Annotated in this window: 19 protein-coding genes; 7 read left to right on the plus strand and 12 right to left on the minus strand. The window is 66.4% G+C overall.

Annotated elements, in window-relative coordinates; all coding sequences use genetic code 11:
* Positions 1 to 82: 82 nt before the first annotated feature.
* The 4 genes from DCG74_RS00840 to DCG74_RS00855 all read right to left on the minus strand — a co-directional run bounded on the left by DCG74_RS00840 (position 83) and on the right by DCG74_RS00855 (position 3,623).
* A complete protein-coding gene (locus DCG74_RS00840; RefSeq protein WP_172788467.1) occupies positions 83 to 1,084 on the minus strand; it encodes a hypothetical protein in 1,002 nt (333 codons plus the stop codon).
* Between the two features lie 397 nt (positions 1,085 to 1,481).
* On the minus strand, positions 1,482 to 1,979 hold the full coding sequence (locus DCG74_RS00845; RefSeq protein WP_172788431.1) for a TPM domain-containing protein: 498 nt from the start codon (positions 1,977 to 1,979) through the stop codon (positions 1,482 to 1,484).
* Positions 1,980 to 1,982: 3 nt separating this feature from the next.
* The gene (locus DCG74_RS00850) at positions 1,983 to 2,882 is read right to left on the minus strand and encodes a YgcG family protein (RefSeq protein ID WP_172788432.1); all 900 of its coding nucleotides are present in this window, start codon (positions 2,880 to 2,882) and stop codon (positions 1,983 to 1,985) included.
* Between the two features lie 132 nt (positions 2,883 to 3,014).
* Entirely contained in the window at positions 3,015 to 3,623 is a 609-nt protein-coding gene (locus DCG74_RS00855) for a LemA family protein (RefSeq protein ID WP_172788433.1), read from the minus strand.
* A gap of 142 nt (positions 3,624 to 3,765) precedes the next feature.
* Between DCG74_RS00855 and DCG74_RS00860 the strand changes: the two genes are divergently transcribed.
* The 3 genes from DCG74_RS00860 to DCG74_RS00870 are packed head-to-tail and all read left to right on the plus strand — an operon-like array spanning position 3,766 to position 6,984.
* Positions 3,766 to 4,620 (plus strand): enoyl-CoA hydratase, encoded by an 855-nt coding sequence (locus DCG74_RS00860; protein WP_172788434.1) that lies wholly within the window; start codon positions 3,766 to 3,768, stop codon positions 4,618 to 4,620.
* Between the two features lie 5 nt (positions 4,621 to 4,625).
* Positions 4,626 to 5,774 carry an acyl-CoA dehydrogenase family protein gene (locus DCG74_RS00865; RefSeq protein ID WP_172788435.1) on the plus strand — a complete coding sequence of 383 codons (1,149 nt, stop codon included), beginning with the start codon at positions 4,626 to 4,628 and terminating at the stop codon, positions 5,772 to 5,774.
* Between the two features lie 13 nt (positions 5,775 to 5,787).
* On the plus strand, positions 5,788 to 6,984 hold the full coding sequence (locus tag DCG74_RS00870; protein WP_172788436.1) for an acyl-CoA dehydrogenase family protein: 1,197 nt from the start codon (positions 5,788 to 5,790) through the stop codon (positions 6,982 to 6,984).
* A gap of 120 nt (positions 6,985 to 7,104) precedes the next feature.
* Here the strand turns inward: DCG74_RS00870 and DCG74_RS00875 are convergent, their stop codons facing one another.
* The 4 genes from DCG74_RS00875 to DCG74_RS00890 all read right to left on the minus strand — a co-directional run bounded on the left by DCG74_RS00875 (position 7,105) and on the right by DCG74_RS00890 (position 12,833).
* Entirely contained in the window at positions 7,105 to 9,426 is a 2,322-nt protein-coding gene (locus DCG74_RS00875) for a xanthine dehydrogenase family protein molybdopterin-binding subunit (RefSeq protein ID WP_172788437.1), read from the minus strand.
* A 222-nt stretch (positions 9,427 to 9,648) separates the two neighbouring features.
* On the minus strand, positions 9,649 to 10,755 hold the full coding sequence (locus DCG74_RS00880; protein WP_172788438.1) for a S1C family serine protease: 1,107 nt from the start codon (positions 10,753 to 10,755) through the stop codon (positions 9,649 to 9,651).
* 171 nt (positions 10,756 to 10,926) lie between these two features.
* The gene (locus tag DCG74_RS00885; protein WP_172788439.1) at positions 10,927 to 11,802 is read right to left on the minus strand and encodes a dihydrodipicolinate synthase family protein; all 876 of its coding nucleotides are present in this window, start codon (positions 11,800 to 11,802) and stop codon (positions 10,927 to 10,929) included.
* 65 nt (positions 11,803 to 11,867) lie between these two features.
* Positions 11,868 to 12,833 carry a VOC family protein gene (locus tag DCG74_RS00890; protein ID WP_172788440.1) on the minus strand — a complete coding sequence of 322 codons (966 nt, stop codon included), beginning with the start codon at positions 12,831 to 12,833 and terminating at the stop codon, positions 11,868 to 11,870.
* Between the two features lie 210 nt (positions 12,834 to 13,043).
* Between DCG74_RS00890 and DCG74_RS00895 the strand changes: the two genes are divergently transcribed.
* Both DCG74_RS00895 and DCG74_RS00900 read left to right on the plus strand, forming a co-directional pair.
* Positions 13,044 to 13,910, plus strand: a complete 867-nt coding sequence (locus DCG74_RS00895) for a S1C family serine protease (RefSeq protein ID WP_172788441.1) — start codon at positions 13,044 to 13,046, stop codon at positions 13,908 to 13,910.
* On the plus strand, positions 13,907 to 14,278 hold the full coding sequence (locus tag DCG74_RS00900; protein ID WP_172788442.1) for a response regulator transcription factor: 372 nt from the start codon (positions 13,907 to 13,909) through the stop codon (positions 14,276 to 14,278). Before DCG74_RS00895 ends, DCG74_RS00900 begins: the two co-directional genes overlap by 4 nt.
* 11 nt (positions 14,279 to 14,289) lie before the next feature.
* Here DCG74_RS00900 and DCG74_RS00905 read toward each other — a convergent pair whose 3' ends face one another.
* From DCG74_RS00905 to DCG74_RS00920, 4 genes are all read right to left on the minus strand, one after another.
* Positions 14,290 to 15,366: a HAMP domain-containing sensor histidine kinase gene (locus DCG74_RS00905; protein WP_172788443.1), complete on the minus strand. Its 1,077-nt coding sequence runs from the start codon at positions 15,364 to 15,366 to the stop codon at positions 14,290 to 14,292.
* Positions 15,353 to 16,045: a response regulator transcription factor gene (locus DCG74_RS00910; RefSeq protein ID WP_172788444.1), complete on the minus strand. Its 693-nt coding sequence runs from the start codon at positions 16,043 to 16,045 to the stop codon at positions 15,353 to 15,355. The genes DCG74_RS00905 and DCG74_RS00910 overlap by 14 nt, the downstream gene beginning before the upstream one ends.
* Positions 16,046 to 16,142: 97 nt before the next feature.
* Positions 16,143 to 16,580, minus strand: a complete 438-nt coding sequence (locus DCG74_RS00915; RefSeq protein ID WP_172788445.1) for a hypothetical protein — start codon at positions 16,578 to 16,580, stop codon at positions 16,143 to 16,145.
* 301 nt (positions 16,581 to 16,881) lie between these two features.
* Positions 16,882 to 19,218 (minus strand): Tex family protein, encoded by a 2,337-nt coding sequence (locus tag DCG74_RS00920; RefSeq protein WP_172788446.1) that lies wholly within the window; start codon positions 19,216 to 19,218, stop codon positions 16,882 to 16,884.
* A gap of 1,279 nt (positions 19,219 to 20,497) precedes the next feature.
* On the opposite strand from DCG74_RS00920, the gene DCG74_RS00925 reads away from it, so the two are divergent.
* Entirely contained in the window at positions 20,498 to 21,601 is a 1,104-nt protein-coding gene (locus DCG74_RS00925; RefSeq protein WP_172788447.1) for a ring-opening amidohydrolase, read from the plus strand.
* A 119-nt stretch (positions 21,602 to 21,720) separates the two neighbouring features.
* The gene (locus DCG74_RS00930) at positions 21,721 to 23,196 is read left to right on the plus strand and encodes an amidase (RefSeq protein WP_172788448.1); all 1,476 of its coding nucleotides are present in this window, start codon (positions 21,721 to 21,723) and stop codon (positions 23,194 to 23,196) included.
* Position 23,197 lies beyond the last annotated feature (1 nt).

Consider the following 23,197-nt stretch of genomic DNA (forward strand, 5'->3'; position numbering starts at 1 on the left):
CACCGCGCAGGGATGCCTATTCAAGCAAAAAGGCGCCTCACATCGCGGTGAAGCGCCTCTTCGAAAGTCGGATACCGGACGCTCAGCGTCCGGTGATCAGCCCCCTGCTGGTGACGACCACCCAGCGGCCATCCTGGCGGCGGATCGCATCGACACGGCCGACGCCGGGAATGGGATCGCCGGGATAGACCTCGTAGAGGCCGTCGCGGCCCTCGATCAGCGCGCCGCCATTGCTGGCGTTGCGCAGCCGCCAACCTTCGATCGTCGGCAGACGTCCGACTTCGGTCTTGGGAGCTGCGGGCGCCGGGGCCGCCGCGGTCGCGACCTGGGTCTGGGGCTGGGTCGGCGCGATCGAGCCGGTGGTCTCCTTGGGCATCGCTGCTGCGGCCTGCGCGGGCGCGGCAGGCGGCGTGGCGCGGAGCTTGTCGACGGTCTCGGACAGCTTTGCGATCCTGGCCAGCGGCTCGGCCTGCGCCTTTTCGAGCTTGTCCAGCCGGTCGTTGGCGCGGTTGAACTGGCTCAGGCCGGACTTCGAGCTCTGCTCGACATTGGCCTTCAGTGCGACGAGGTCGGCATCGATCCGCGCGACGGAGGCATCCAGCGCATTGGTGTCGGCGACCTGGACCGGCGCCTGGGCTGGAGCAGCGAAATGCATCATGCCGGCGGTCGCAAGCGCGCCGCTGATCGCGCCGACGCTGGCGGCAATCGCCACCACCGCGGCCATGGCCGACAGGCGACGCTTGCTGCCGGCCTCGCGCGGCTCGTCCGCCTTCACATGGGGGGCGAAGTCCTCACGGTCCCACGAACGATCCGAGGGCGCCATGACAATCAGCTTGCCGGGCTTCGGCTCGGGCTTGGCCTCAGTCTTGACTTCAGTCTTGGCTTCGACCTTCGGCACTTCGATCCGCGGCGGCTCAATCTTCGGGGCGTCCGCCTTGACCGGATCCGGCTTGATGGGATCCGGCTTGGGCGGTGCTTCGTGGTCGGGGGCGATCGAGGGGGCGTCGATACCGGCGGCAGCCTCAAGGACCACCGGCGCTGTGGCGTCGACAGCACCGGAATCCTGGGCAGCCTGCTCGGGCATGGGTTCGCTCACGGCTCAAATACTCCAGTCTCGGTTGACCTTTTGGTAACTTTCATTGCTTGCGAAATCCTTACCTCGGGACCCGCTTACGGAAATTTTAGGAAGTTATCCGGGGCTGAATTGGGCCGGGAAAGTGGAACCGGTGTGGCGGGCGTGAAACAATTCGTAATCGGGGGAAGATGAACGGAGGCGGAATGGGCGCTGGGTCGCTCATCCTTCGAGGCTCGCTACGCTCGCGCCCTCAGGATGACGGAGAGCGTTGAGCGCGCTGCTCCTCCAGCGTCATTGCGAGCGCAGCGAAGCAATCCAGAATTCCTCCGCGGCGGCAGCCTGGATTGCTTCGCTACGCTCGCAATGACGGATGTGGAGTGACTCCCGCCTCTCACATCACACTCCGTCACATCACGACCGGAGCATCCGGCAGTTCGTTCGCATGCGGCCCTTGCGGCGGGAAATGCCTTGCCAGCTCGCGCGACACTGCCTCGATGCCATTGATGACGCCATGTTCGAACCGGCCCGACCTGAACTCGGCCTCCATCGCGCGGCAGATCGTCTCCCAACCTTCCGCGCCAACCTTCGCATCGATGCCGCGATCGGCGATGATCTCGACGTCGCGGTCGGCGAGCAGGAGATAGATCAGGACGCCGCTGTTGTGCGCGGTGTCCCAGATGCGCAGATGCGAGAACACGTCGAGCGCGCGCGCGCGGGCCGGCTGGTTGCGGAACAGCGGACGGCCGTCGAGCGCCCCTTCGACGACGAAGCGGACCTGGCCGGAATGGGTGGCTTCGCCGCGCTGGATCGCCTGCTCGATGCGGTCGAGCACGGCTTGCGGGAAAATCTGCTTCGCCCGCCAATGATGCTGGACGAGATGTCGGGCAATGCGCTTGATGCTCATGTCCTACCAGCTCCCCGAGGCACCGCCGCCGCCAAAACTGCCGCCACCGCCGCTGAAGCCGCCGCTGTCGCTGCTGCTGGAAGATCCGCTGCTCCAGCCACCCGAGGAACCGCTCGACCACGAGCCGCCGCGCGAGCGACCTGTACCCGGCGTGATCGCCGAAAACAGATCGGCGATAAATCCGATGATGAAGCCGAGCACGCCGACGGCCGCGGCGAGAGCAGCGGAGCCGAGGATGACCCAGGTCACCGCTGCAATGATGCCCCCGGTCACCAATGATCCGAGCAGCCGCCCCAGGATCGCGCGGAAAAACCCGCCGACGCCGATCGAGGCGAACAGCGCCACCGCGAACACCGGCGCGAGGTCGTCCAGATTGTGGGCGAAGTTGACGCTGCGCGAGGGTGACGGCAGCGGCTCGCCGTCGATCACCCGCATCATGCGGTCGACGCCTGCGCTGATGCCCGCGGCGAAATCGCCGCTCCTGAACTTGGGGGTGATATCCTCGTCGATGATGCGCCGCGAGGTGACGTCGGTGAGCACGCCTTCGAGACCGTAGCCGACCTCGATGCGCAAATGCCGGTCGTTCTTGGCGACGACGAGGATCGCGCCGTCGTCGACCTTCTTGCGACCGATCTTCCAGGCCTCCGCGACCCGGATCGAGAATTGCTCGATCGTCTCCGGCTGCGTGGTCGGGACGATCAGGACGGCGATCTGGCTGCCCTTGCGGTTCTCGAAATCGCGCAGCTTTTGCGTGAGCGTGGCGATGTCGCTGCTTGAGAGCGTGCCGGTCTGATCGACGACGCGGCCGGTGAGCTGGGGGACGGCGACGTCGGCGTGGGTGGGGAAGGCAAAGGTGAGGAGGAGTGCGATGGCGAGGACCGCGCACCACACCCTCGCTGTCATCGCGCGGCTGGACCGGGCGATCCAGTATTCCAGAGACGCCGGCGGGATGCGGAGAGGCCGCGGCGTACTGGATTCCCCGCCTTCGCGGGGAATGACAGTGGTGGGTGGGACGCGCATCGGGACCGAACGCGCTTATTTCGACGGCGCCGGTGCCGGATTGAAGTCCACCTTGGGCGCGGTCGAGATCGCCTTCTCGTTCTCGACCGTGAAGTTCGGCTTTTCCTTGTAGCCGAACGCCATCGCGGTGAGGTTGGTCGGGAACGAGCGGATGGTGACGTTATAGTCCTGCACCGCCTTGATGTAGCGGTTGCGCGCGACCGTGATACGGTTCTCGGTGCCCTCGAGCTGCGACATCAAATCCTTGAACAAGGCATCGGACTTCAGCTGCGGATAGTTCTCGGTGACGACCAGGAGGCGCGACAGCGCGTTGGAGAGCTCGCCCTGGGCGGCCTGGAATTTCTGGAACGCGGCGGGATCGTTCAGCACCTCGGGCGTCGCCTGGATGCTGCCGACCTTGGCGCGGGCATTGGTGACGCCGAGCAGCACGTCCTTCTCCTGCTGGGCAAAGCCCTTCACCGAGTTGACGAGGTTGGGCACGAGATCGGCGCGGCGCTGATACTGGTTCACGACCTCGGACCAATTGGCCTTGATCTGCTCATCCTCGCTCTGGATCGCGTTGTAGCCGCAATTGGTCAAGCTCAGCGAGGCCAGGGCGGCCAGCACGGTCAGGATCTTGCGCATTAAATTTCTCCCGGTGGAATCCATCGCAAACTACCAGATTGCGCGCCCGAGAAAAGCAGCCGGCTGACGCAAGCCTCTTGCCTCGCACGGGCCGACATAGTCAACTCCGCAAAACAAAAGCGGAAACGCCAGGGGGAACGCGATGTCCTCGTTCGAGACCATCCTCGTGGAACGGCCGGAGCCGGCGATCGTCCGTGTCGTGATGAACCGGCCCGAGGCGCGCAACGCGCAGAACCTGCAAATGACCTACGACCTCAACGCCGCGTTCGATGCGGCGGTGCAGGACGACGCAGTCAAGGTGATCATTCTCGCCGGCAACGGGCCGCACTTCTCCTCCGGCCACGACCTGCGTCCCGGAGACAAGAATACCGCAGGGGTCGATTTTCCGCCGATTGGAAATTGGGGTGGCTTTGCCGAGCCGAACGCCCATGGCCGCTTCGCCCGCGAGCAGGAAATTTATCTCCAGATCACGCGGCGCTGGCGCAACCTTGCGAAGCCCACCATTGCCGAGGTGCACGGCAAGTGCATCGCCGGCGGTCTGATGCTGGCCTGGGCCTGCGATCTCATCGTCGCCAGCGACGATGCGCAGTTCTGCGATCCCGTCGTCACCATGGGCGTCTGCGGCGTCGAATGGTTCGTGCATCCCTGGGAGCTGGGTGCGCGCAAGGCCAAGGAGTTCCTGTTCACCGCCGACAGCTGGAGCGCCGAGGAGGCGCACCAGCTCGGCATGGTCAACCAAATCGTGCCGCGCGCCGAGCTGTCGTCGCGCGTGCTGGAGCTGGCACGAAGGATCGCGACAAAGCCGTCCTTCGCGCTGAAGCTGACCAAGGAGGCGGTCAACCGCTCGGTCGACGTCATGGGCCAACCGGCCGCGATCGACCAGGCTTTTGCGTTGCATCAGCTCTGTCACGCGCACAATCTCCAGGAGTTCGGCATGATCGTCGATCCATCCGGCCTGCATCCCTCCGTGCGCAAGCCGCCGGCCGCCGCGGAGTAGACGCGATGGATCTCAATCTCAGTGACGAGCAAAAGTTGCTGCGCGAAAGCGCGGAACGCTTTGTAGTCGAAAGCTATGACGCCGATCATCGCCGCAAGATGGCGAATGATCCGCTCGGCTTCAGCCCGGCCGTTTGGAAGCAATTCGCCGAGCTCGGCTGGCTGGCACTGCCACTTCCCGAAGAGTATGGCGGGCTCGGCGGCAACGCGGTCGATATCGGCATCCTGATGGAGGCTTTCGGCCGCGGTCTGGTGTCGGAGCCCTATGTCGCAACGGTCGTGCTCGGGGCCGCGCTGATCGCCAGATGCGGCACCAGCGAGCAGAAGCAGGCGAGCCTGCCCAAGGTGGCGGACGGATCGCTGAAGCTTGCCTTGGCGCATTCGGAGCGCGCGGCCCGGTTCGATCTTGCCAGGGTCTCGACCAGCGCGAACAAGACGGCGCAAGGCTGGCGCCTGTCCGGCAGCAAGATCGCCGTGCTCGACGGACATGCCGCCGACGAGATCATCGTCTCCGCCCATATCCACGATCATTGGGGACCCCAGGGGCGGATCGGCCTGTTCCTCGTGCAGGCGACGACGTCAGGTCTCGTCATCAGCGATTATCCGCGCCTCGGCGGCGGACGAGCCTGCAACATCGAGCTGCTCGAGGCGCATCTGCCGGAAGACGCCCTGCTCGGCGACGGCAGCGACGCCCTGCCCGCGATCGAATGGGCGATCGATCGCGCCATGGCCGCGCTCGGCGCCGAAGCTGTCGGCATCATGCAGACGCTGCTCGACACCACGCTCGACTACACCAAGATCCGAAAACAATTCGGCCGGCCGCTCTCCGCCAACCAGGTGATCCGCCACCGCCTCGCCGACATGGCGATGCAGATCGACGAGGCGCGCTCGATGGCGCTGCGGGCGGCGTTGAAGGCCGATAGCGCGCCGGTTGAACGCGCGCGGGCCGCGTCGGGCGCGAAGGCGAAGATCGGCAAATGCGCGCGCTTCGTCGGCGAGCAGTCGATCCAGCTCCATGGCGGCATGGGCGTCACCGAGGAGCTCGAGGTCGGCGCCTATTTCAAGCGGCTCGTCGCCTTCGACACGCTGTTCGGCGGCACCGCGCATCACTATGCCCGCCACGCCGCGCTGGGCCGCAGAGCCATCTCGGCTTAACAAGGAGCGCATCATGGACCTGTCGTTCAATGCCGAGGAGCGCGCCTTCCAGGACGAGGTACGCGGATTCATCGCCAAGAACCTCACCGAGGAGATGAAGCGCGCGACCGCGCTGACGCCATCGGTGTTCTCCGATCCTGATATCGGCATGGCCTGGCAGCGCGCGCTGCACGCCCAAGGCTGGGGCGCGCCGGGCTGGCCGGTCGAATATGGCGGCCCCGATTGGACGCCGGCGCAGCGCTGGATCTTCGAGACCGAATGCGCCCGCGCCGGCGTGCCCAATGTCAACGTGATGGGCGTCAAGATGGTCGGGCCCGTCATCATCGGCTTCGGCTCGCCGGAGCAGAAGAATTTCTACCTGCCGCGGATTCTCTCCGGCGAGGATTATTGGTGTCAGGGCTATTCCGAGCCGGGGTCCGGCTCCGATCTCTCGTCGCTCAAGACCCGCGCGGTGCGCGACGGCGACGATTACATCATCAACGGCACCAAGATCTGGACCACGCACGCCCATCACGCCAACCGCATGTTCGCGCTGGTGCGCACCAGCGACGGGCCGCGGCAGCAGGACGGCATCAGCTTCATCCTGATCGACATGAAGACGCCGGGCATCACCACGCGCCCGATCCTGACCATCGGCGGCGACCACGAGGTCAACCAGGTGTTCTTCGACGACGTCCGCGTGCCGGTCGCCAACCGGGTCGGCGAGGAAGGCAAGGGCTGGACCTATGGCAAATACCTGCTCGAGTTCGAGCGCGGCGCGGGCATCGCCTCGGCCAAGCTGCGCGAAGGCTTGAAGGCGATCGCGGATCTCGCCGAGTCCGACCTCACGGGGCGGGCGATCGACAGCCCCGACATCGCAACGCGGATCTCGGAGGTGGAGGTCGATATCGACGCGCTGGAGATGACGGAGCTGCGCGTGCTCTCGGCACTCCAGACCGGCCAGAATCCCGGTGCGGTGTCGTCGATCCTGAAGCTGCGCAACAGCGAGATCCGCCAGGCCGTCACGCGGCTCGGGGCCGACGTGATCGGCCACGACGCCCTCGCCGTCGAGCCGATGCGCCCGCTCTACAAGCTCAACCACGAGCCGGCGACGCCTGAGGAGATGCTGACGGTGATGCCGGAATATCTCAACGGCCGCGCCTACACCATCTTCGGCGGCACCTCGGAGATCCAGCGCGACATCATCGCGAAGATGATGCTGGGGATTTGAGGGCTACGATCTCTCCCTTGTCATTGCGAGGAGCTCTTGCGACGAAGCAATCCAGAATCTTTCCGCGGAGATAAACTGGATTGCTTCGCTACACTCGCAATGACGGTGCACTTGTGGCCGTTAGCCCGCCTTCGCGTCCCGGATCGCCTGCCAGATCTTCTGCGGCGTCAGGGGCGTGTTGAGCTGGGTGATTCCGAGCTCGGCGAGCGCGTCCATCACGCCGTTGGTGACGCAGGGCGGGCCACCGATGGCGCCGGACTCGCCGCAGCCTTTGGCGCCGAGCGGATTGGTGCGGCAGCGCGCGGTGTCGTCGAGCGTCACCACGATCGGCGGCACGTCGTCGGCGCGCGGGATGCAATAATCCTGGTAGCTCGCGGTCAGCAGCTGGCCGTCGGCATCGTAGGAGACGCCCTCATACAGCGCCTGGCCAATGCCCTGCGCTACGCCGCCATGGATCTGCCCCGTGACCAGCATCGGGTTCACGGCGACGCCGACGTCGTCGACGGTGGTGTAGCGCACGACCTTGGAGACGCCGGTCTCGGGATCGATCTCGACCTCGCAGATATGCGTGCCGTTCGGCCAGCTCGGTCCATCCACCTCGCCTTCGGAATCGACGCTGAGCTTGGCGCCGTTCTCCTTCTCGGCGAGATCGAACAGGCTGATGCGGCGGTCGGTGCCAACCACGGTGAGCAAGCCGCCCTGATATTCGATGTCCTCGACCGAGGTCTCCAGCACGTTCGCCGCCTTCTCGCGCGCCTTCTGGATCAGATCGTTGGAGGATACCGCGACCGCGGTGCCGCCGACGAACAGCGAGCGCGAGCCGACGCTACCGAAGCCCATGGCGAGATCAGTGTCGCCCTGCACGACGTCGATCTTGTCGAGGGGGATACCGAGCGAGTCGGAGATCATCTGGGTGTAGGTGGTCTGCAAGCCCTGCCCCATCGCCATGGTGCCGGAATGCAGCACGACGCGCCCTTGCGAGGTCGCGTGCAGGCTGACCTTCTCGGTGTGGGCGCGGCCGCCGGTCCACTCGATGTAGGAGGTGAGGCCGCGGCCGTAGAGCAGGCCCTTCTTCTTCGCCGCCTTCTTGCGCGCGGCAAAGCCGTCCCAGTCGGCAAGCTTCACGGCGCGGTCGAGCATGTGCGCGAAGGCGCCGGAATCGTAGACCTGGCCGGCCGCATTGGTATAGGGCAGCTGCGCCGGCTTGATGTAGTTGGCTTTGCGGATCGCACGTGGATCCATGCCGATTTTTCGCGCAGCAGCGTCGAACAGGCGCTCGACGATGAAGACGGCCTCAGGCCGGCCCGCGCCGCGATAGGCGCCGACAGGCGCGGTGTGGGTCATCACCGTCTTCACCTCAAAGTGCACCAGGGGCAGGTCATAGACACCGGTCTGAACGAACGGCCCGAGCACCAGCGGGATGATGTTGGCCGCGCCTGAGGAATAGGCCCCGGTGCAGCCGATCGACTTGACGCGATAGGCCAGCACCTTGCCCTTCTCGTCCAGCGCGAAGGACGCCGTCGAGGTCAGATCGCGGCCGTGGGTGCCGCCGACGAATTCGTCGGTGCGATCGCCGCGCCAGCGAATCTTCTTGTTCAGCTTGGTCGCGGCATAGGCGACGATGCCGTCTTCGGGATAGAGATTGGTCTTCTGGCCGAAGCCGCCGCCGATGTCGCCGACCAGCACGCGGACGCTGTCCTTCGGACGCTTGAGCACAGCCTCCGCCAGCACGTCGCGGGTCGAGGCCGGCGTCTGCGACTGCACGTGCAGCAAGAGACGGCCGGACTTCTTGTCGATCTCGGCAATGGTCGAGCGCGGCTCCATCGCCGATGGCACCAGGCGCTGGCTGACGATATCGAGCTCGACCGTATGCGCCGCCTTGGCAAAAGCCTCGTCGACCTTGGCGGCATCGCCGTAAGCCATCGCGCCGACGATGTTGTCGGGCGCCTCCGGCCACACCACGGGCGCGCCTGATTTCACCGCCTCGACGGGATCGACCACCGCGGGCTGCACGTCATATTCGACCGCGATCGCTTCAGCCGCGCTCTGCGCCTCCACGCGCGATGATGCCACCACCGCGGCCACGGCCTCGCCGGCATAGCGCACGACCTCGTGGGCGAGCAGCCGGCGCGGCGGCACCGTCATCGGCTTGCCGTCCGGGCGCTTGAAGATGTTCAGAGTCGGGATGGTGCCGATGTCGTCCTTGATGAGGTCCGCGCCGGTGTAGATCGCGGCGACGCCGGGCATCGAGGCCGCGGCACTGGTGTCGATCGCGACGATCTTCGCGTGGGCGTGCGGCGAGCGCAGCAGGTGCAACCACAAGGCGCCGTCCGCAGGCTTGTCGTCGATGAACTGTCCCTTCCCGGTGAGTAGCCTCTGATCTTCCAAACGCTTGACGGGCTGCCCCGCTCCGAAACGCAAATTGCCGGGAAGAATGTTCATTCCGCTGTATCCTCGAGATCCGGAAAACGACCGCGGCGGTTTTAACCGATTTTGCGCGCCAGACAACCGAGCCCCGGCACATCTGCAATGCGCATCAAGGCCCCTTGCAGGCGCGGATTGGCTAAAGCGCGATGAGATTTGGACGAATCGTCATCGCGCTTAAGGTCTTTGTTTGAGCATGGTCTTTTCGGAAAACCGCTTCACACTTTTCCGGATCATGCTCTAGGACCGGTCGATATCGACGATGCCCACATTGACATCACGGCTGTCGGAGCCGCGCTTGACCGTGAGCCGAACGGTCGTCCCGGCCCCGGCCTGCTCCAGCGCATCGGTCAGATCGGAGAGGCGGCGCACCGGCTTGCCTTCGGCCGCGGTGATGATGTCTCCGACCGCGCCCGTCGAAAAGTTGACGCCGCGAATGCCTGCCCGCTCGGCAGGACTGCCGGGGGCCGTGCGCACCACGATCAACCCCTCGACGCCAAGCCGCGTCGCGACATCCTCGCCGGCGGCCACGATGCCGATGCCGGGCGTCGGCACGCGACCATTGCGGATCAGCTCGGGCACGATCCGGTTCACGACATCGACCGGCACCGCAAAGCCGATGCCGGCGTTCGAGCCGGACGGCGATATGATGGCGGTGGTGACGCCGATCAGCCGGCCGGCGGAATCCAGCAACGGGCCGCCTGAATTGCCCGGGTTGATCGCGGCATCGGTCTGGATGACATTGGCGATCTCCCGGCCGCCATGGGTCGGGAGCCGGCGCTTGAGCGCGCTGATGATACCGGAGGTCATCGACTGATCCAGCCCGAAGGGATTGCCGATTGCGAAGGCGGATTGCCCGACCTTCAGGTCGCTCGAGCTGCCGAGAGCGATCGGCGCTGGAAGCTGGCGCACGCTGCGGATGCGCAGCACCGCGAGATCGTAATTGGGCGCCGTGCCGACCAGGTCGACCTGGGCCACTTCACCCGACGCAAAGCGCACGGCGATCTCGCCGCCATTGGCGATGACATGATTGTTCGTCACCAGGTGACCCTCGCCGTCCCAGACGAATCCCGTGCCGGAGGCGCCGCCACCGCCCTGGCCTTCCTCGCCCATGAGGGGACTTGCCGCCGACCTGGCCGCGACCTGAACGACCGACGGCGATACGCGTTCGAAGATGTCGATGGTTGCCTTTTCGCCATCCGACAGCGGGCCGCGCTGCTCGACGGCACGTGCGGAGGGCGCCGCCCATGGGACATATGAGATCGGGACATGCAGGATTTTCGCGGCAGTGACGGCGAGCAGCAGGGCGGCGAAGGCGGCCGCGGCAATCGCGTAGCGACGATTCATTGGTGACCACCGTGTCTTGTGCTGAACGCGGGCTCTGACATGCGCATGCGTAGGCGACAGAGGTCGCTGACGCAGCAACGTCGCAAACGGACGGAAGTTTCTCGGTTGGGCAGGTAAGGGCCTTTTTGGCTCCCGCAGGGGTGCCGGGGCATATTGCCGCGTGGCAAACAGCTATGTCAGCTCGCGCAACGCCGTTTCCACCACCTTGCGCGCCTCGGCCGTCAGCGGTGCCTGCGGCGGGATGGGCTCGCCAACGTCATAGCCCTGGATCGAAAGACCGGCCTTGATGCAGGCCGCGAGATTGAAGCGGGCGAAGGCTTTGTTGATCCGCCAGAGCCGGCGCTGCAGCGCCATCGCCTCGTCCCAGCGGCCGGCCTTGCTGAGTTCGTAGAGCATCACGCTCTGGCGCGGGATGATGCAGGCAGGTCCCGCCATCCAGCCGCGGCCGCCGATCAGCATCACCGCCGCCGGAATGTGGGCGGACGCGGAGAACACGCGCAAGGCGTCGCCGCAGCGGTTCATGATCGAGAGCAGCCGGCCGGTGTTGGTCGAGGCATCCTTGATGTAGCCGATGCGCGGATGCTCGGCGAGGCGCGCGATGACGTCGAGGGTGAGATCGGAGCGCTGGAATTGCGGATTGGTGTAGATGACGACGGGAATGTCCACGGCATCGGCGATAGCGCGGAAGTAGGATTCGACCTGCGCATCGGCCAGCGGGAAATACGCCTCCAGGATCGCCAGGATGCCGTCGGCCCCACACTTCTGGTAGGCTTTCGCTTGCGCCACCGCATCCGCCGTCGAAGTGGAGGCGACGCCGGCGACAACAGGCACGCGGCCTTGCGCGGCCTCAATCGTGGTCTGCACGACCGCCGTGCGTTGCGCGGCGTTGAGATAGGCGAATTCGCCGGTCGAGCCGAGCGGCGTCAGCCCGTGCACGCCGGCGCCGATCAGGTCGTCGCAGAGTTTTGCCAGCACGTTGGTCCGCACCGTGCCATCGGCATCGACGGGCGAGACGAGGTACGGAAAGACACCGTGGAATTCGGACATTGTCGGCGCGGATCCCGGTCGATTGGTTTGCGTCTGACTGCTCTTACCAATGCCGGCGCCGGCGATCAAACCCTGAGCAGACGCACCCGCGTGCCCCAGGGATCGACCGCCTCCACCCCGTCCGCGAGCGGCGTGACTTTCGCGCCGCCCTTGCGCAGCCGTTCTTCCTGCGCGGCGAGCAGCTCCGGCTTCGCCATCACCAGCGAGAACCAGGCAAGGCCGGTCGCGGACTCGTCGCGCTGGCCGGCGCCCTGGCTCTGCCAGACGTTCATTCCGAGGTGATGGTGATAGCGGCCCGACGACAGGAACGCGGCGCCGTTGCGCTTGCGGGTCGGGTCGAGGCCGACCGTGCCGTGGTAGAAGCTCTCGGCCTGCGCGAGATCGCCGACGCGCAGATGCATGTGGCCGATGCGCATCCCGTCCGGCGCCTTGGCGTAATCAGGGATGCGCGTGTTGGTCAGCGACAGCAGGTCGGGAATGTTGAGCTCGTCGGTCGCCATCTTCACGCTGCCCTCGCTCCACTGCCATTGCGAGGGATCGCGGTCGGCATAGACCTCGATGCCGTTGCCTTCGGGATCGTCGAGATAGACGGATTCGCTGACGAGATGATCGGCAAAGCCCGACAACGGCACGCGGTGCGAGGCGGCGTGAACCAGCCAGCGCGCCAGATCCTTGCGCGTCGGCATCAGGAAGGCGGTGTGGTAGAGGCCGGCGGCGCTGCGCGGCTCGATCGCCGCATCGGGCCGGGCCTCCAGCACCAGCAGCGTGAGGCCTGACGTGCCGAGCCTGGCTGTGGCCGCCGAGCGCTCCATCACGGTGAGGCCGATCACGTCGCGGTAGTAATCGGCAACCTTGTCGAGGTTCTTCACCCGCAGCGTTACCATGCCGACCCGCATCGGCGTGCGGCTGGCAAACGTTGGGCCGCCGCCCTGCGGTGTGCCCTCGGCACGGGCCGCGGCTGCGGCGGCCATCGCGAGCGAGGTGGCGCCGGCGAGTTGCAGCAGGGTGCGGCGGGTGAGGTCGATTGTCATGAGGGCTCGAAATCCTAGAGGCCACGGGGCGCAATTTCGGGATTGCTACACGTTCCCGTGAGGCGCTCCCAATCACATGTTCGTCGGCCGTGGTCCTACGGAGGTCCGCCGCTCTCCCCTGTTCTGGTCCTCGTTCTGCTCCTGGCCACCCGGCCAGTTTCGCAATCGCCTGCGGCATCCCAGATTGAGGGCAACTTACAGGAGCCCGCCATGACCGATCTTAGTCCCCTGTCCTCACTGTCGTCCGCGCTCGCGGAATTGGTGGCGCGCACCGCGCCGTCCGTCGTTGCCGTGCATTCGCATCGTTCCCGCGCCACCGGCTTTGCCTGGAAGAGCGGCCTGATCGTCACCGCCGACGAGGCACTGGCCGACGAGGGCGAGGTCGAGATCGGCCTCGCCGACGGCAGCCGGGCCGCCGCCACGATCGCCGGGCGCGACCACACGACCGACATTGCGCTGCTGCGCACCGAGGCTGCGGTCACGCCGGCCAAGCTTGCCACCACGGTCCCACCGTTTGGCACGTTGTCGATCGTGGTCGCCACGCACCGCGAGGCGCCGAGCGCCGCGCTCGGAATGGTATCGGCGTCCGGCAAGAGCTGGCGCTCCTTGCGCGGCGGCGACATCGATGCGCGGATCGAGCTCGACGTTCGCCTCAGCGGCGGTCAGCAGGGTGGCCTCGCGCTCGACGCATCGGGCGACGCCTTCGGCATGGCCGTGCTGGGGCCGCGGCGGGTGCTCGTCATACCGACGGCAACGATCGAGCGCGTCGCGCCGCAGTTGGAAAGCCGCGGCCGCATCGCGCGCGGCTATCTCGGCCTCGGGCTGCAGCCGGTGCGCCTCGACGACGGCATCGGCGCGATGGTGATGAATGTCGACAAGGCCGGGCCTTCCGCCGCGGCCGGTATCCGACAGGGCGACGTGATCGTGGCGGTCAACGATCAAAAGCTGTCGGGCGTGCGCGCGCTGTCGCAGGCGCTGGGACCTGCGAGCGTCGGCGCGGTGGTCGAGGTCGCCGCGCGCCGCGGCGGCGAGCCGGTCAGCTTCAAGGTCACGGTCGGCGAGAGGCCGGAGGCGTGAGCGAGGACAAGACGGCCGAGATCGTACTCGCCCTGGAGATCGACGATCCCGCCCTCGCCGATCGCCTGTCGGCCCTGCTCGGCAATGTCGTCGGGCTTCGCCTCGCTGCGCCCGGCGAAGCCGCCGCGGCGACGATTGTCGCCCGCGATCCGCGCATCAGCCCTGCGGACATCGCGCTGACGCAGCGCGAGCTCGACGTGCTGGCGCTGATGGCCGAGGGTGCCTCCAACAAGATGATCGCGCGGCAGCTCGGCATCTCCGTGCACACCGTGAAATTCCATGTCGGCTCGTTGCTCGACAAGCTCGATGCCACCGGTCGCACCGATGCAGTCGCGCATGCGGCACGCCGCGGCGTGATCGAGCTCTGAGTCACCGAGCCTCACTTCGCCGAAATCGGCGGGAAGCTGAGCTCGACCTTCAGGCCCGGCGCATTGTCATGCAGCGCAATCTCGGCGTCATGAAGCCGCGCGACCGCGGCGACGAGGCTGAGGCCGAGACCATTGCCCGGCGTGTAGCGGCTCTGCTCGAGCCGGTAAAAGCGCTTGAAGACATGATCGCGCTGCTCGGCGGGAATGCCAGGACCGTCGTCGGCAATCGAGATCACCGCACCGCCATCGGTCGTGCGGCAGCTCACGATCACCTGCCCACCCTTGTGGCCGTGCTTGATCGCGTTGTCGACGAGATTGGCGATGGCGTCGAACAAGAGGTCGCGGTCGCCGGTGATCGCGACCTCGCGGTCGCCATCGAAACTGAGGCGCGTGGCAACTTGCTCGGCGGCGGCATCGTAGAGCTCGACCACCTCGGCGGCGATCTCGGCAAGATCAAGCACGCGGAAGGCGCCGGTGCGGGCGCGGGTCTCGATCTCCGAGATCCGCGTGATCGAGGCGAACATGCCGAGCACGGCATCGAGATCGGCGATGGTGTCGCCGATCAGCGCGGCGTCCGTCTCGCTGTTGCGCGGGGCGTGATAGGCCTTCTCCAGCCGGCCGCGCATCCGCGTCAGCGGCGTGCGCAAATCGTGCGCGACATTGTCGCTGACCTGCTTGACCTCGCCCATCAGCGTCTCGATGCGGTCGAGCATCTGATTGAGGTTTTCGGCGACGCGATCCCACTCGTCGTTGCTGCCGCGCAAGGGGATGCGCTGGTCGAGGCCTGCGAGCATGATGGCGCGGCTGGTGGCATTGATCTGCTCGATCCGCCCCACGGTGCGCCGCGTCACCAGCACGGCCGCAAGCCCGGCGAGCACCAGCAGGAGCGCGGCGACTGCAGCCATCGCGAGCTCGATCATGCCGGTGAAGCCGTCATGATCGCCGACCGTGCCGAGCCGGCTCTCCACATAGGCCAAGGTGCCGAAATAGACGTACGCCATGATCGCCGCGACGATCATTCCGAACGCTGCGATCGCGATCAGCGCCAGGCGGAAGGTCGAGGAGCGAAGCGTCTTAACCAGGAGCACGGAGGCAATATCCGATGCCGCGGATGGTGTGGATCAGCGGATAGGCCTGGGCATCGTCGACCTTGCGGCGGACGCGGCCGACATAGACATCGATGATGTTGGTGGAGGGATCGAAATGCAGGTCCCAGACGTGCTGCAGCAGCATCGCGCGGGAGACGACGCGGCCCTCGTTGCGGACGAGATATTCGAGCAGCTGGAATTCCCGCGGCAGCAGCGGGATCTTGCGGCCGCGGCGAGAGGCGCTGCGCGCGATCAGGTCGACGGCGAGGTCGCCGACGCGCAGCAGCGTCTCCTTGGCGATGGTCTCGCTGCGGCGGCCGAGCGCCTCGAGCCGCGCCAGCAATTCGGTGAAGGAAAACGGCTTGACGAGGTAGTCGTCGCCGCCGGCGCGCAGGCCGCGCACGCGGTCGTCGACTTCGCCGAGCGCGGAGATAATCAGGAAGGGGGCGGCAACGCCGTCGTCGCGCAGCTGGCGCATCACGCTGATGCCGTCGATATCGGGCAGCATGCGGTCGATGGTGATCACCGCATAGTCGCGCGCGGCGCCATGGCTGAGGGCTTCGCGCCCGGTGGCGGCGAGGTCGACGTCGTAGCCCGAAACCGTCAGCTCCTCGACGAGCTGGCCTGCGGTCTCCGGATCGTCCTCGACGACCAGGATGCGACGGTGACCTCCGGTCATGCAAAACTCCGCGCGACAATCGCCACCAGACTATCCCGTTCCGGGGCTGGACGGAACCGCCCGGTGGCGATCGCGACAATGGTGCGGCACGGCGATGCTAGTACCAATAGTCTCCGCACACATTGACCCATTGCCATCCATAGGGCGTCCAGCTCCTGCGCCAGCAGCCGTCGTTGTAGCCGGCGTAGACATAGGGGGCGCCGAAGACGGCGAACCGACGGAAATGGTGGTGATGGCGGAAGCCGTGATGGCCATGCCAGCCCGCGCCGGCGAAGCGCGGCCCGATCGCCGCATGCGCGAACCGCGCCCCGCCGAAGCCGCCGACGTGAGCAAAGCGTGCACCGCCCATGCCGCCGGCCCGCATACCGCCAAAGCCGCCGGCGTGCATGCCACCGCCGAAATGCCCAGCGCCGCCGAAATGGCCGCCACCGCCATGGCCGCCGCCAAAGCCGCCGCGCGCGAGCGCCGGTGACGCGACCGCCATCATGGCCGCGATCACGCTCGCCGTGAGGCCTTTGAGAAGCCTGTTGTTCATCGAAGCGTCCTCCTTGCCGTGCGGCCGCCTTGGCGCCGCCCGAGGACGATCAGATGAGAGCAAGGGACCGGCATCTTCAACTTACAAACGCGCCAGATTCTGACGCGGGTGTTAGGGGGCGCTACTCTCACCTCGTCATTGCGAGCGCAGCGAAGCAATCCAGAGTCTTTCCGCGGCGGGAGTCTGGAATGCTTCCGCCTTCGCCGAAGGCTTCGGCGGACAAGTCGCTACGCTCGCAATGACGACGTGGATGGAGCGAGGTCCGACCTCTCCCCGCAGAGAGCGGGGAGAGGTTAAGAGGTCACGCCCGCTTGCCGTTGTTCTTCTCCGCCGCGCGGCGCAGCGCTTCCGCGAGCGCGCCGCCGCCCGAGGGCTCCTGCTTGCGCGGCGCGGACGAGGTCATGCGGTTGGCGTTGCGCTGATTGTTGTCGCGCTGCATGCCCGGTGCGTCCTTCTTAGGCCCGACCTCGTCGTCGAGGCGCAGCGTCAGCGAGATGCGCTTGCGGGCGACCTCGAAGTCCAGCACCTTCACCTTGACGATGTCGCCGGGCTTCACCACCTCGCGCGGGTCCTTGATGTAGGTCTTGGACATCGCCGAGATGTGCACGAGGCCGTCCTGGTGCACGCCGATGTCGACGAAGGCGCCGAAGGCGGCGACGTTGGTCACGGTCCCCTCGAGGATCATGCCCTTCTTGAGATCCTTGATCTCCTCGACGCCCTCCTTGAACACCGCCGCCTTGAACGCCGGGCGCGGATCGCGGCCCGGCTTTTCCAACTCGCGCAGGATGTCGGTCACGGTCGGCAGACCGAAGGTCTCGTCGACGAAATCCTTCGGCTTCAGCGTGCGCACGACGTCGCCGTTGCCGATCAGCGCCTTGATGTCGCTCTTGGTCGCTTCGAGAATCCGCCGCACCACGGGATAGGCTTCCGGATGCACGCCGGAGGCATCGAGCGGATCCTCGCCGCCGAGGATGCGCAAGAAGCCCGCGCACTGCTCGAACGCCTTCGGCCCGAGCCGCGGCACGTCCTTGAGCGCCTTGCGCGACTTGAACGGACCGTTGGCGTCGCGATGCGCCACGATGCTCTGGGCGAGGCCGGAGCCGACGCCCGAGACGCGCGCCAGCAGCGGCGCGGAGGCGGTGTTGACGTCGACACCGACCGCGTTCACGCAATCCTCGACCACGGCATCGAGCGATTTGGCGAGCTTGGCCTGGCCGAGGTCGTGCTGATATTGGCCGACGCCGATCGCCTTCGGCTCGATCTTGACGAGCTCGGCGAGCGGGTCCTGCAGGCGCCGCGCGATCGAGACCGCGCCGCGCAGGGTGACGTCGAGGCCAGGCAGCTCCTCCGAGGCGAAGGCAGAGGCCGAATAGACCGATGCGCCGGCTTCCGACACCACGATCTTGTTCATCTTCAGCTCGGGCAGCCCCTTGACCAGCTCGGTCGCGAGCTTGTCGGTCTCGCGCGAGGCGGTGCCGTTGCCGATCGCGATCAGCTCGACGCGGTGCTTGATCGCGAGCCGGCCGAGGGTCGCCAGCGACTCGTTCCACTGCCGCTGCGGCTCGTGCGGATAGATCACGGCGGTATCGACGACCTTTCCGGTCGCGTCGGTGACGGCGACCTTGACGCCGGTGCGGTAGCCGGGATCGAGCCCCATGGTGACGCGGGTGCCGGCGGGCGCGGCCAGCAGCAGGTCGCGCAGGTTCGAGGCGAACACGCGCACGGCCTCGGTCTCGGCCGAGTTCCACAGCCGCATGCGTAGATCGATATTGAGATGCACCTGGATCTTGGTGCGCCAGGCCCAGCGCACGGTGTCGATCAGCCAGCGGTCGCCGGCGCGCTTGAGGTCGGCAATGCCGAACCGCTTCATGATCTTCAATTCATAGGCGCTCGGCACGCCCGGCGGCGGCGCTTCCGCCTCGGCCTGGATCTGGAGATCGAGGATCTCTTCCTTCTCGCCGCGGAACATCGCGAGGATGCGGTGCGAGGGCAGTTTCGTCAGCGGCTCGGAGAAATCGAAATAGTCGGCGAATTTCTCGCCCTCGGTCTTCTTGCCGTCGCGCACTTTGGAGGCCATGCGCGCATTGGTCCACATCTCCTCGCGCAAGCTCCCGATCAGGTCGGCGTCCTCGTCGAAACGCTCGACCAGGATGGCGCGCGCACCATCGAGTGCAGCAGCCGCGTCCGCGACGCCCTTCTCCGCGTTGATGAAGCCTTCCGCCACGACCTTCGGATCATTGCCGGGCTCGGCCATGAGCTGATTGGCGAGCGGCTCGAGGCCGGCTTCCTTGGCGATTTCCGCCTTGGTGCGGCGCTTCGGCTTGAACGGCAGATAGATGTCCTCGAGGCGGGCCTTGCTGTCGGCCGCCATGATCGAGGCCTCGAGCGCGGCATCGAGCTTGCCCTGCTCGCGGACCGATTCGAGGATGGCCTTGCGACGGTCCTCGAGCTCGCGCAGGTAAACCAGGCGCTCCTCCAGGGTGCGCAATTGCGCGTCGTCGAGCGCACCGGTCGCTTCCTTGCGGTAGCGGGCGATGAAGGGAACCGTGGCGCCGCCGTCGAGCAGCGTCACCGCCGCCTCGACCTGCTCGGCGCGAACCCCAAGCTCCTGCGCAATCTTCTGGTTGATGTTGGCCACGCGAGATTCCCTCTATCCTAGCACGCGGGCGCAGGGGCGAACCACCGGCCGCGGGACGCCGCTTATGGACCAACCAAGGTTGATTCATCAAGGTGCGGCGCGCAATCGTCGACAGAGGATTTTTTTGCCCGACCGATGCGATCTCGCCACATTCGTCGATTTGAGGCCGCGCTCTCGTGTCCCGGACGCAGCGCAGCGCGCCAGCGATGCGGTGCAGAGCCGGGACCCAGAGGCGGCACGGGAATACGGCGAGATGGGCCCCGGCTCTGCAGCGCACCGTCGAAGGGACGCTGCCATAGCGCGTCGAAGACGCGCGTAAACGCGCTGATGGCGTTCGGGGCACGAGAGCGGAATATGTCGCGCACACTCTCCTCCTCGTCATCGCGAGCGAAGCGAAGCAATCCAGAGTCTTTCCGCGGAGGGATTCTGGATTGCTTCGTCGCTTCGCTCCTCGCAATGACGGGAACAAGGGGCCGCATCGCCAGCTTCCAATCCACATTCAACGCGCAGACATGCCTTTGCATCCTCGCGGCGGAATAGGCCCGAGCTTTGCCTGGTCACGACACCCTCTGTCAGAGGGCGCAGGGAAGACCGGGTGCCGGCCGGGCACCCACGGTCCACTGTGCGAAGGTTGCGCTACAAGAGGCTGCACAGCGGCATACAGGTGAAGCCCAACAACCGGCCTTCCCTGCGCAGTGGTTTTACGGCTTATGCCGAGCTCTCCCCGGGGAGCGTTGCACTATTGCCCCCGTCGCCTTGCCGATAGCTGACGCGCGCGTCCGGTTGGACCGCCACATCACCGCAAGACTTGACGCACAGACCCCGGGCGTCAGGACGACACGGTTTTGCCGTACGCCGATCACACCGGTCGTGTGCGCGAGGTATTTCGCTCACGGTTGCCCGCCCTGCAAAACCCTTCGCGCCGGTGTAACTAGCGTCCACCACGGCTCACCCCACGTTCGTGACGATCGCGATACGCCCCTCTGACCGGGATGAGGTGGCGGGAGAATGCGACAAATCGGAAATTCTGTAAAGGCGAATATTTTCGCGCATGCGGATTGACCCGTCGATCGGGTGTTTTGCCCGTCGGGCAACGCAAGATCTTGTAGGGCGGATTAGCCGAAGGCGTAATCCGCCGCTTTGATCCCCGCGGAGACAGAAGAGGCGGATTACGCTTCGCTAATCCGCCCTACGCACTTCCGTCGGGGCTACGGTCTTGACATCACCCCCGTTCCACGGCTGGTGGGCTCGCCGGACCACCGAATTCCAAGGACCAATCATGCGTACGACATCGGTCGGCGTCTTCAGGATCGCCACCACGGGCCCCGGCGACGTCTCCGGCCTGATGGACTTGATCGGGTCCGGCGCGATCGAACCCCACGCGATCCTCGCCGTTCTCGGCAAGACCGAAGGCAATGGCGGCGTCAATGATTTTACCCGGGAATACGCGGTGGCCGCGCTATGCACGGCGCTGGCGCCCAAGCTCGGCCTGTCGCCGGAGGCAGTCGAGCAGCGCATCGCCTTCGTGATGTCCGGCGGCACCGAGGGCGTGCTGAGCCCGCATCTTACGGTGTTCACGCGCAGCGAGGTCGAGCGCCAGGCAGGCGTCTCGGGCAAGCGCCTGAGCATCGGCATGGCGCACACGCGGGATTTTCTGCCGGAAGAGCTCGGGCGCTCCGCGCAGATCACCGAGACGGCCAGGGCCGTGAAGGCTGCGATGGCAGATGCCGGCATCAGCGATCCCGCGGACGTCCATTTCGTGCAGATCAAATGCCCGCTGCTGACCAGCGACCGCGTCGCGGCGGCACATGCGCGCGGCAACACGACGGCGACGACGAGCTCTTACAGCTCGATGGCCTATTCGCGCGGCGCCTCCGCGCTCGGCGTTGCGGTCGCGCTCGGCGAGATCGCCTCCAACATCAGGGACGAGGATGTGCTGCGGCGCTACGACCTGTTCTCGAAGGTCGCCTCGACCTCGTCCGGGATCGAGCTGATGCACAACGTCGTCATCGTGCTCGGCAACTCGGTATCTTCAGCGAGTAAGTTCGAGATCGGGCATGCCGTGATGGGGGATGCCATCGATGCGGCGGCGGTGAACGCGGCATTGGAGAGCGTCGGGCTTGGTGCAAATCCGCAGCCGGGCCGCGCGCTCGTCAACATCTTCGCCAAGGCCGAGGCCTCGCCTGACGGCAGCGTGCGCGGCTTTCGCCACACCATGCTGGAGGACACCGACATCAGCTCGACCCGCCACGCGCGCGCCGCGGTCGGCGGCCTGATTGCAGGTCTCGCCGGCACCGGCGCGGTCTATGTCTCCGGCGGCGCCGAGCATCAGGGGCCCGCCGGTGGCGGACCGGTTGCAGTGATCGCACGACTGTCGGATTGATACGGCCTTCCTCTGCGACCCCTCCGTCCCATGCAACCCTGCCCCTCGCGGCGGCTCGGTTGATTCACGCGGTCCCTTGCGAAAAAGGTGACGCCGCACCTTAAGGGGACTTTGACTTCATGACTTTGCCGATGAGCTGGAATGAATGGGCGCAGCACGATGGCGTCGCGCTGGCGGGACGCGTCCGCAAGGGCGAGCTGACGGCGAAGGAGCTGGCGCGCCAGGCCGCCGCCGGCGTTGCCAAGGTCAATCCGGCGCTGTCGGGCGTGGTCGAGCTGTTCGAGGACGTGATCGCCGATCCCGCCAAGGACGGCGCCAATCTCGCAGGTCCCTTCGCCGGCCTGCCCTTCCTGATGAAGGACCTCGGGCCGACCATGAAGGGCCGGCTGCAGGAAATGGGCTCGCTGCTGATGCGCGGCAATCGCGCGAGCGCCGATACGTTCCTCACCGGTAAATTCCGCCAGGCGGGGCTCAACCTGATCGGACGCACCACGACACCGGAATTCGGCGTGTGCTCGTCGGCCGACAACCCCGCCGTCTATGTCACCCGCAATCCCTGGAATACCGATTACACCACCTGCGGCTCGTCGGCAGGCAGCGCCGCGATGGTCGCCGCGGGCGTGGTGCCGATTGCGCATGCGACCGATGGCGGCGGCTCGATCCGCATTCCCGCCGGCGTCAACGGCAATATCGGCCTGAAGGTCTCGCGCGGCGTGTTCTCGCTGGCGCCGCACATGTCCGATCTCACCGGCCTCGTCTCGATCCAGGGCTGCCAGTCGCGCAGCGTGCGCGACACTGCCGCCTTCGTCGATCATGCGCGCGGGCCTGCGCCCGGCGAGTTCATGCCGTTCTGGACCACGGCGCAGCCTTATTGCGAGATGATCAAGCGCGACCCGGCAAAGCTTCGCATCGCGCTGTCTCACACATGGGGCAACTACACCGCGACGCCCGAGATCGCCACTGAACTGGAGAAGACCGGACGCTTCCTCGAAGGCCTCGGCCATCACGTCGACTACGCGCTGCCGGAGATCGACCTCCCCGCCGCCTTCGAGGCGCAGACCACCTGCTACATCTCGAACTTCGCGGTGGTGATCTCCAACATGCTCGCCGCGCGCGGGCTGGAAAAGCCGCCGGAGGACTTGATCGAGCCGATGAACATCCGCATCTGGGAAGCCGGGCGCCATACCAGCTTCGCCGAGCGGGCGAAGATGCAAGCCGTGTTCAACACGACCTCGCGCGGCTTCGGCAGCTTCTTCGAGCAATGGGACGTGATCCTGACGCCGATCACGGCGCTGCCGACGCCGAAGGTCGGCACCAGGGAATATCTCACCATCTCCGACAACCCCGATGTGCGCGACTGGTTCGACAATCTCTGGCGCTTCTTCGCCTTCACGCCGCTCGCCAATCTCTGCGGCATGCCCGCGATCTCGATGCCGATGGCGGCGCAAGACCACGGCCTGCCGCTCGGCATCCAGGCCATCGCCAAGCAGGCCAATGACGGCCTGCTGCTGCAGCTCGCCGCCCAGATCGAGCGCGCGCTCGACGGCAAGTGGAACGGCGGGAAGACCGCGAAGGTGCATGTGACGAAGGCGTGAG

The sequence above is a fragment of the Bradyrhizobium sp. WBAH42 genome (assembly GCF_024585265.1).
Taxonomy (GTDB): Bacteria; Pseudomonadota; Alphaproteobacteria; order Rhizobiales; family Xanthobacteraceae; genus Bradyrhizobium.

What these genes read in the sequence shown, in the direction of transcription:
- DCG74_RS00895 (WP_172788441.1), top strand. Translation starts at nt 13,044, where the DNA reads ATGACCGATCTTAGTCCCCTGTCCTCACTGTCGTCCGCGCTCGCGGAA.
- DCG74_RS00870 (WP_172788436.1), top strand. Translation starts at nt 5,788, where the DNA reads ATGGACCTGTCGTTCAATGCCGAGGAGCGCGCCTTCCAGGACGAGGTA.
- DCG74_RS00880 (WP_172788438.1), bottom strand. Translation starts at nt 10,755, where the DNA reads ATGAATCGTCGCTACGCGATTGCCGCGGCCGCCTTCGCCGCCCTGCTG.
- DCG74_RS00915 (WP_172788445.1), bottom strand. Translation starts at nt 16,580, where the DNA reads ATGAACAACAGGCTTCTCAAAGGCCTCACGGCGAGCGTGATCGCGGCC.
- DCG74_RS00865 (WP_172788435.1), top strand. Translation starts at nt 4,626, where the DNA reads ATGGATCTCAATCTCAGTGACGAGCAAAAGTTGCTGCGCGAAAGCGCG.
- DCG74_RS00840 (WP_172788467.1), bottom strand. Translation starts at nt 1,084, where the DNA reads ATGCCCGAGCAGGCTGCCCAGGATTCCGGTGCTGTCGACGCCACAGCG.
- DCG74_RS00930 (WP_172788448.1), top strand. Translation starts at nt 21,721, where the DNA reads ATGACTTTGCCGATGAGCTGGAATGAATGGGCGCAGCACGATGGCGTC.
- DCG74_RS00850 (WP_172788432.1), bottom strand. Translation starts at nt 2,882, where the DNA reads ATGACAGCGAGGGTGTGGTGCGCGGTCCTCGCCATCGCACTCCTCCTC.
- DCG74_RS00910 (WP_172788444.1), bottom strand. Translation starts at nt 16,045, where the DNA reads ATGACCGGAGGTCACCGTCGCATCCTGGTCGTCGAGGACGATCCGGAG.
- DCG74_RS00885 (WP_172788439.1), bottom strand. Translation starts at nt 11,802, where the DNA reads ATGTCCGAATTCCACGGTGTCTTTCCGTACCTCGTCTCGCCCGTCGAT.
- DCG74_RS00860 (WP_172788434.1), top strand. Translation starts at nt 3,766, where the DNA reads ATGTCCTCGTTCGAGACCATCCTCGTGGAACGGCCGGAGCCGGCGATC.
- DCG74_RS00845 (WP_172788431.1), bottom strand. Translation starts at nt 1,979, where the DNA reads ATGAGCATCAAGCGCATTGCCCGACATCTCGTCCAGCATCATTGGCGG.
- DCG74_RS00890 (WP_172788440.1), bottom strand. Translation starts at nt 12,833, where the DNA reads ATGACAATCGACCTCACCCGCCGCACCCTGCTGCAACTCGCCGGCGCC.
- DCG74_RS00855 (WP_172788433.1), bottom strand. Translation starts at nt 3,623, where the DNA reads ATGCGCAAGATCCTGACCGTGCTGGCCGCCCTGGCCTCGCTGAGCTTG.
- DCG74_RS00925 (WP_172788447.1), top strand. Translation starts at nt 20,498, where the DNA reads ATGCGTACGACATCGGTCGGCGTCTTCAGGATCGCCACCACGGGCCCC.
- DCG74_RS00875 (WP_172788437.1), bottom strand. Translation starts at nt 9,426, where the DNA reads ATGAACATTCTTCCCGGCAATTTGCGTTTCGGAGCGGGGCAGCCCGTC.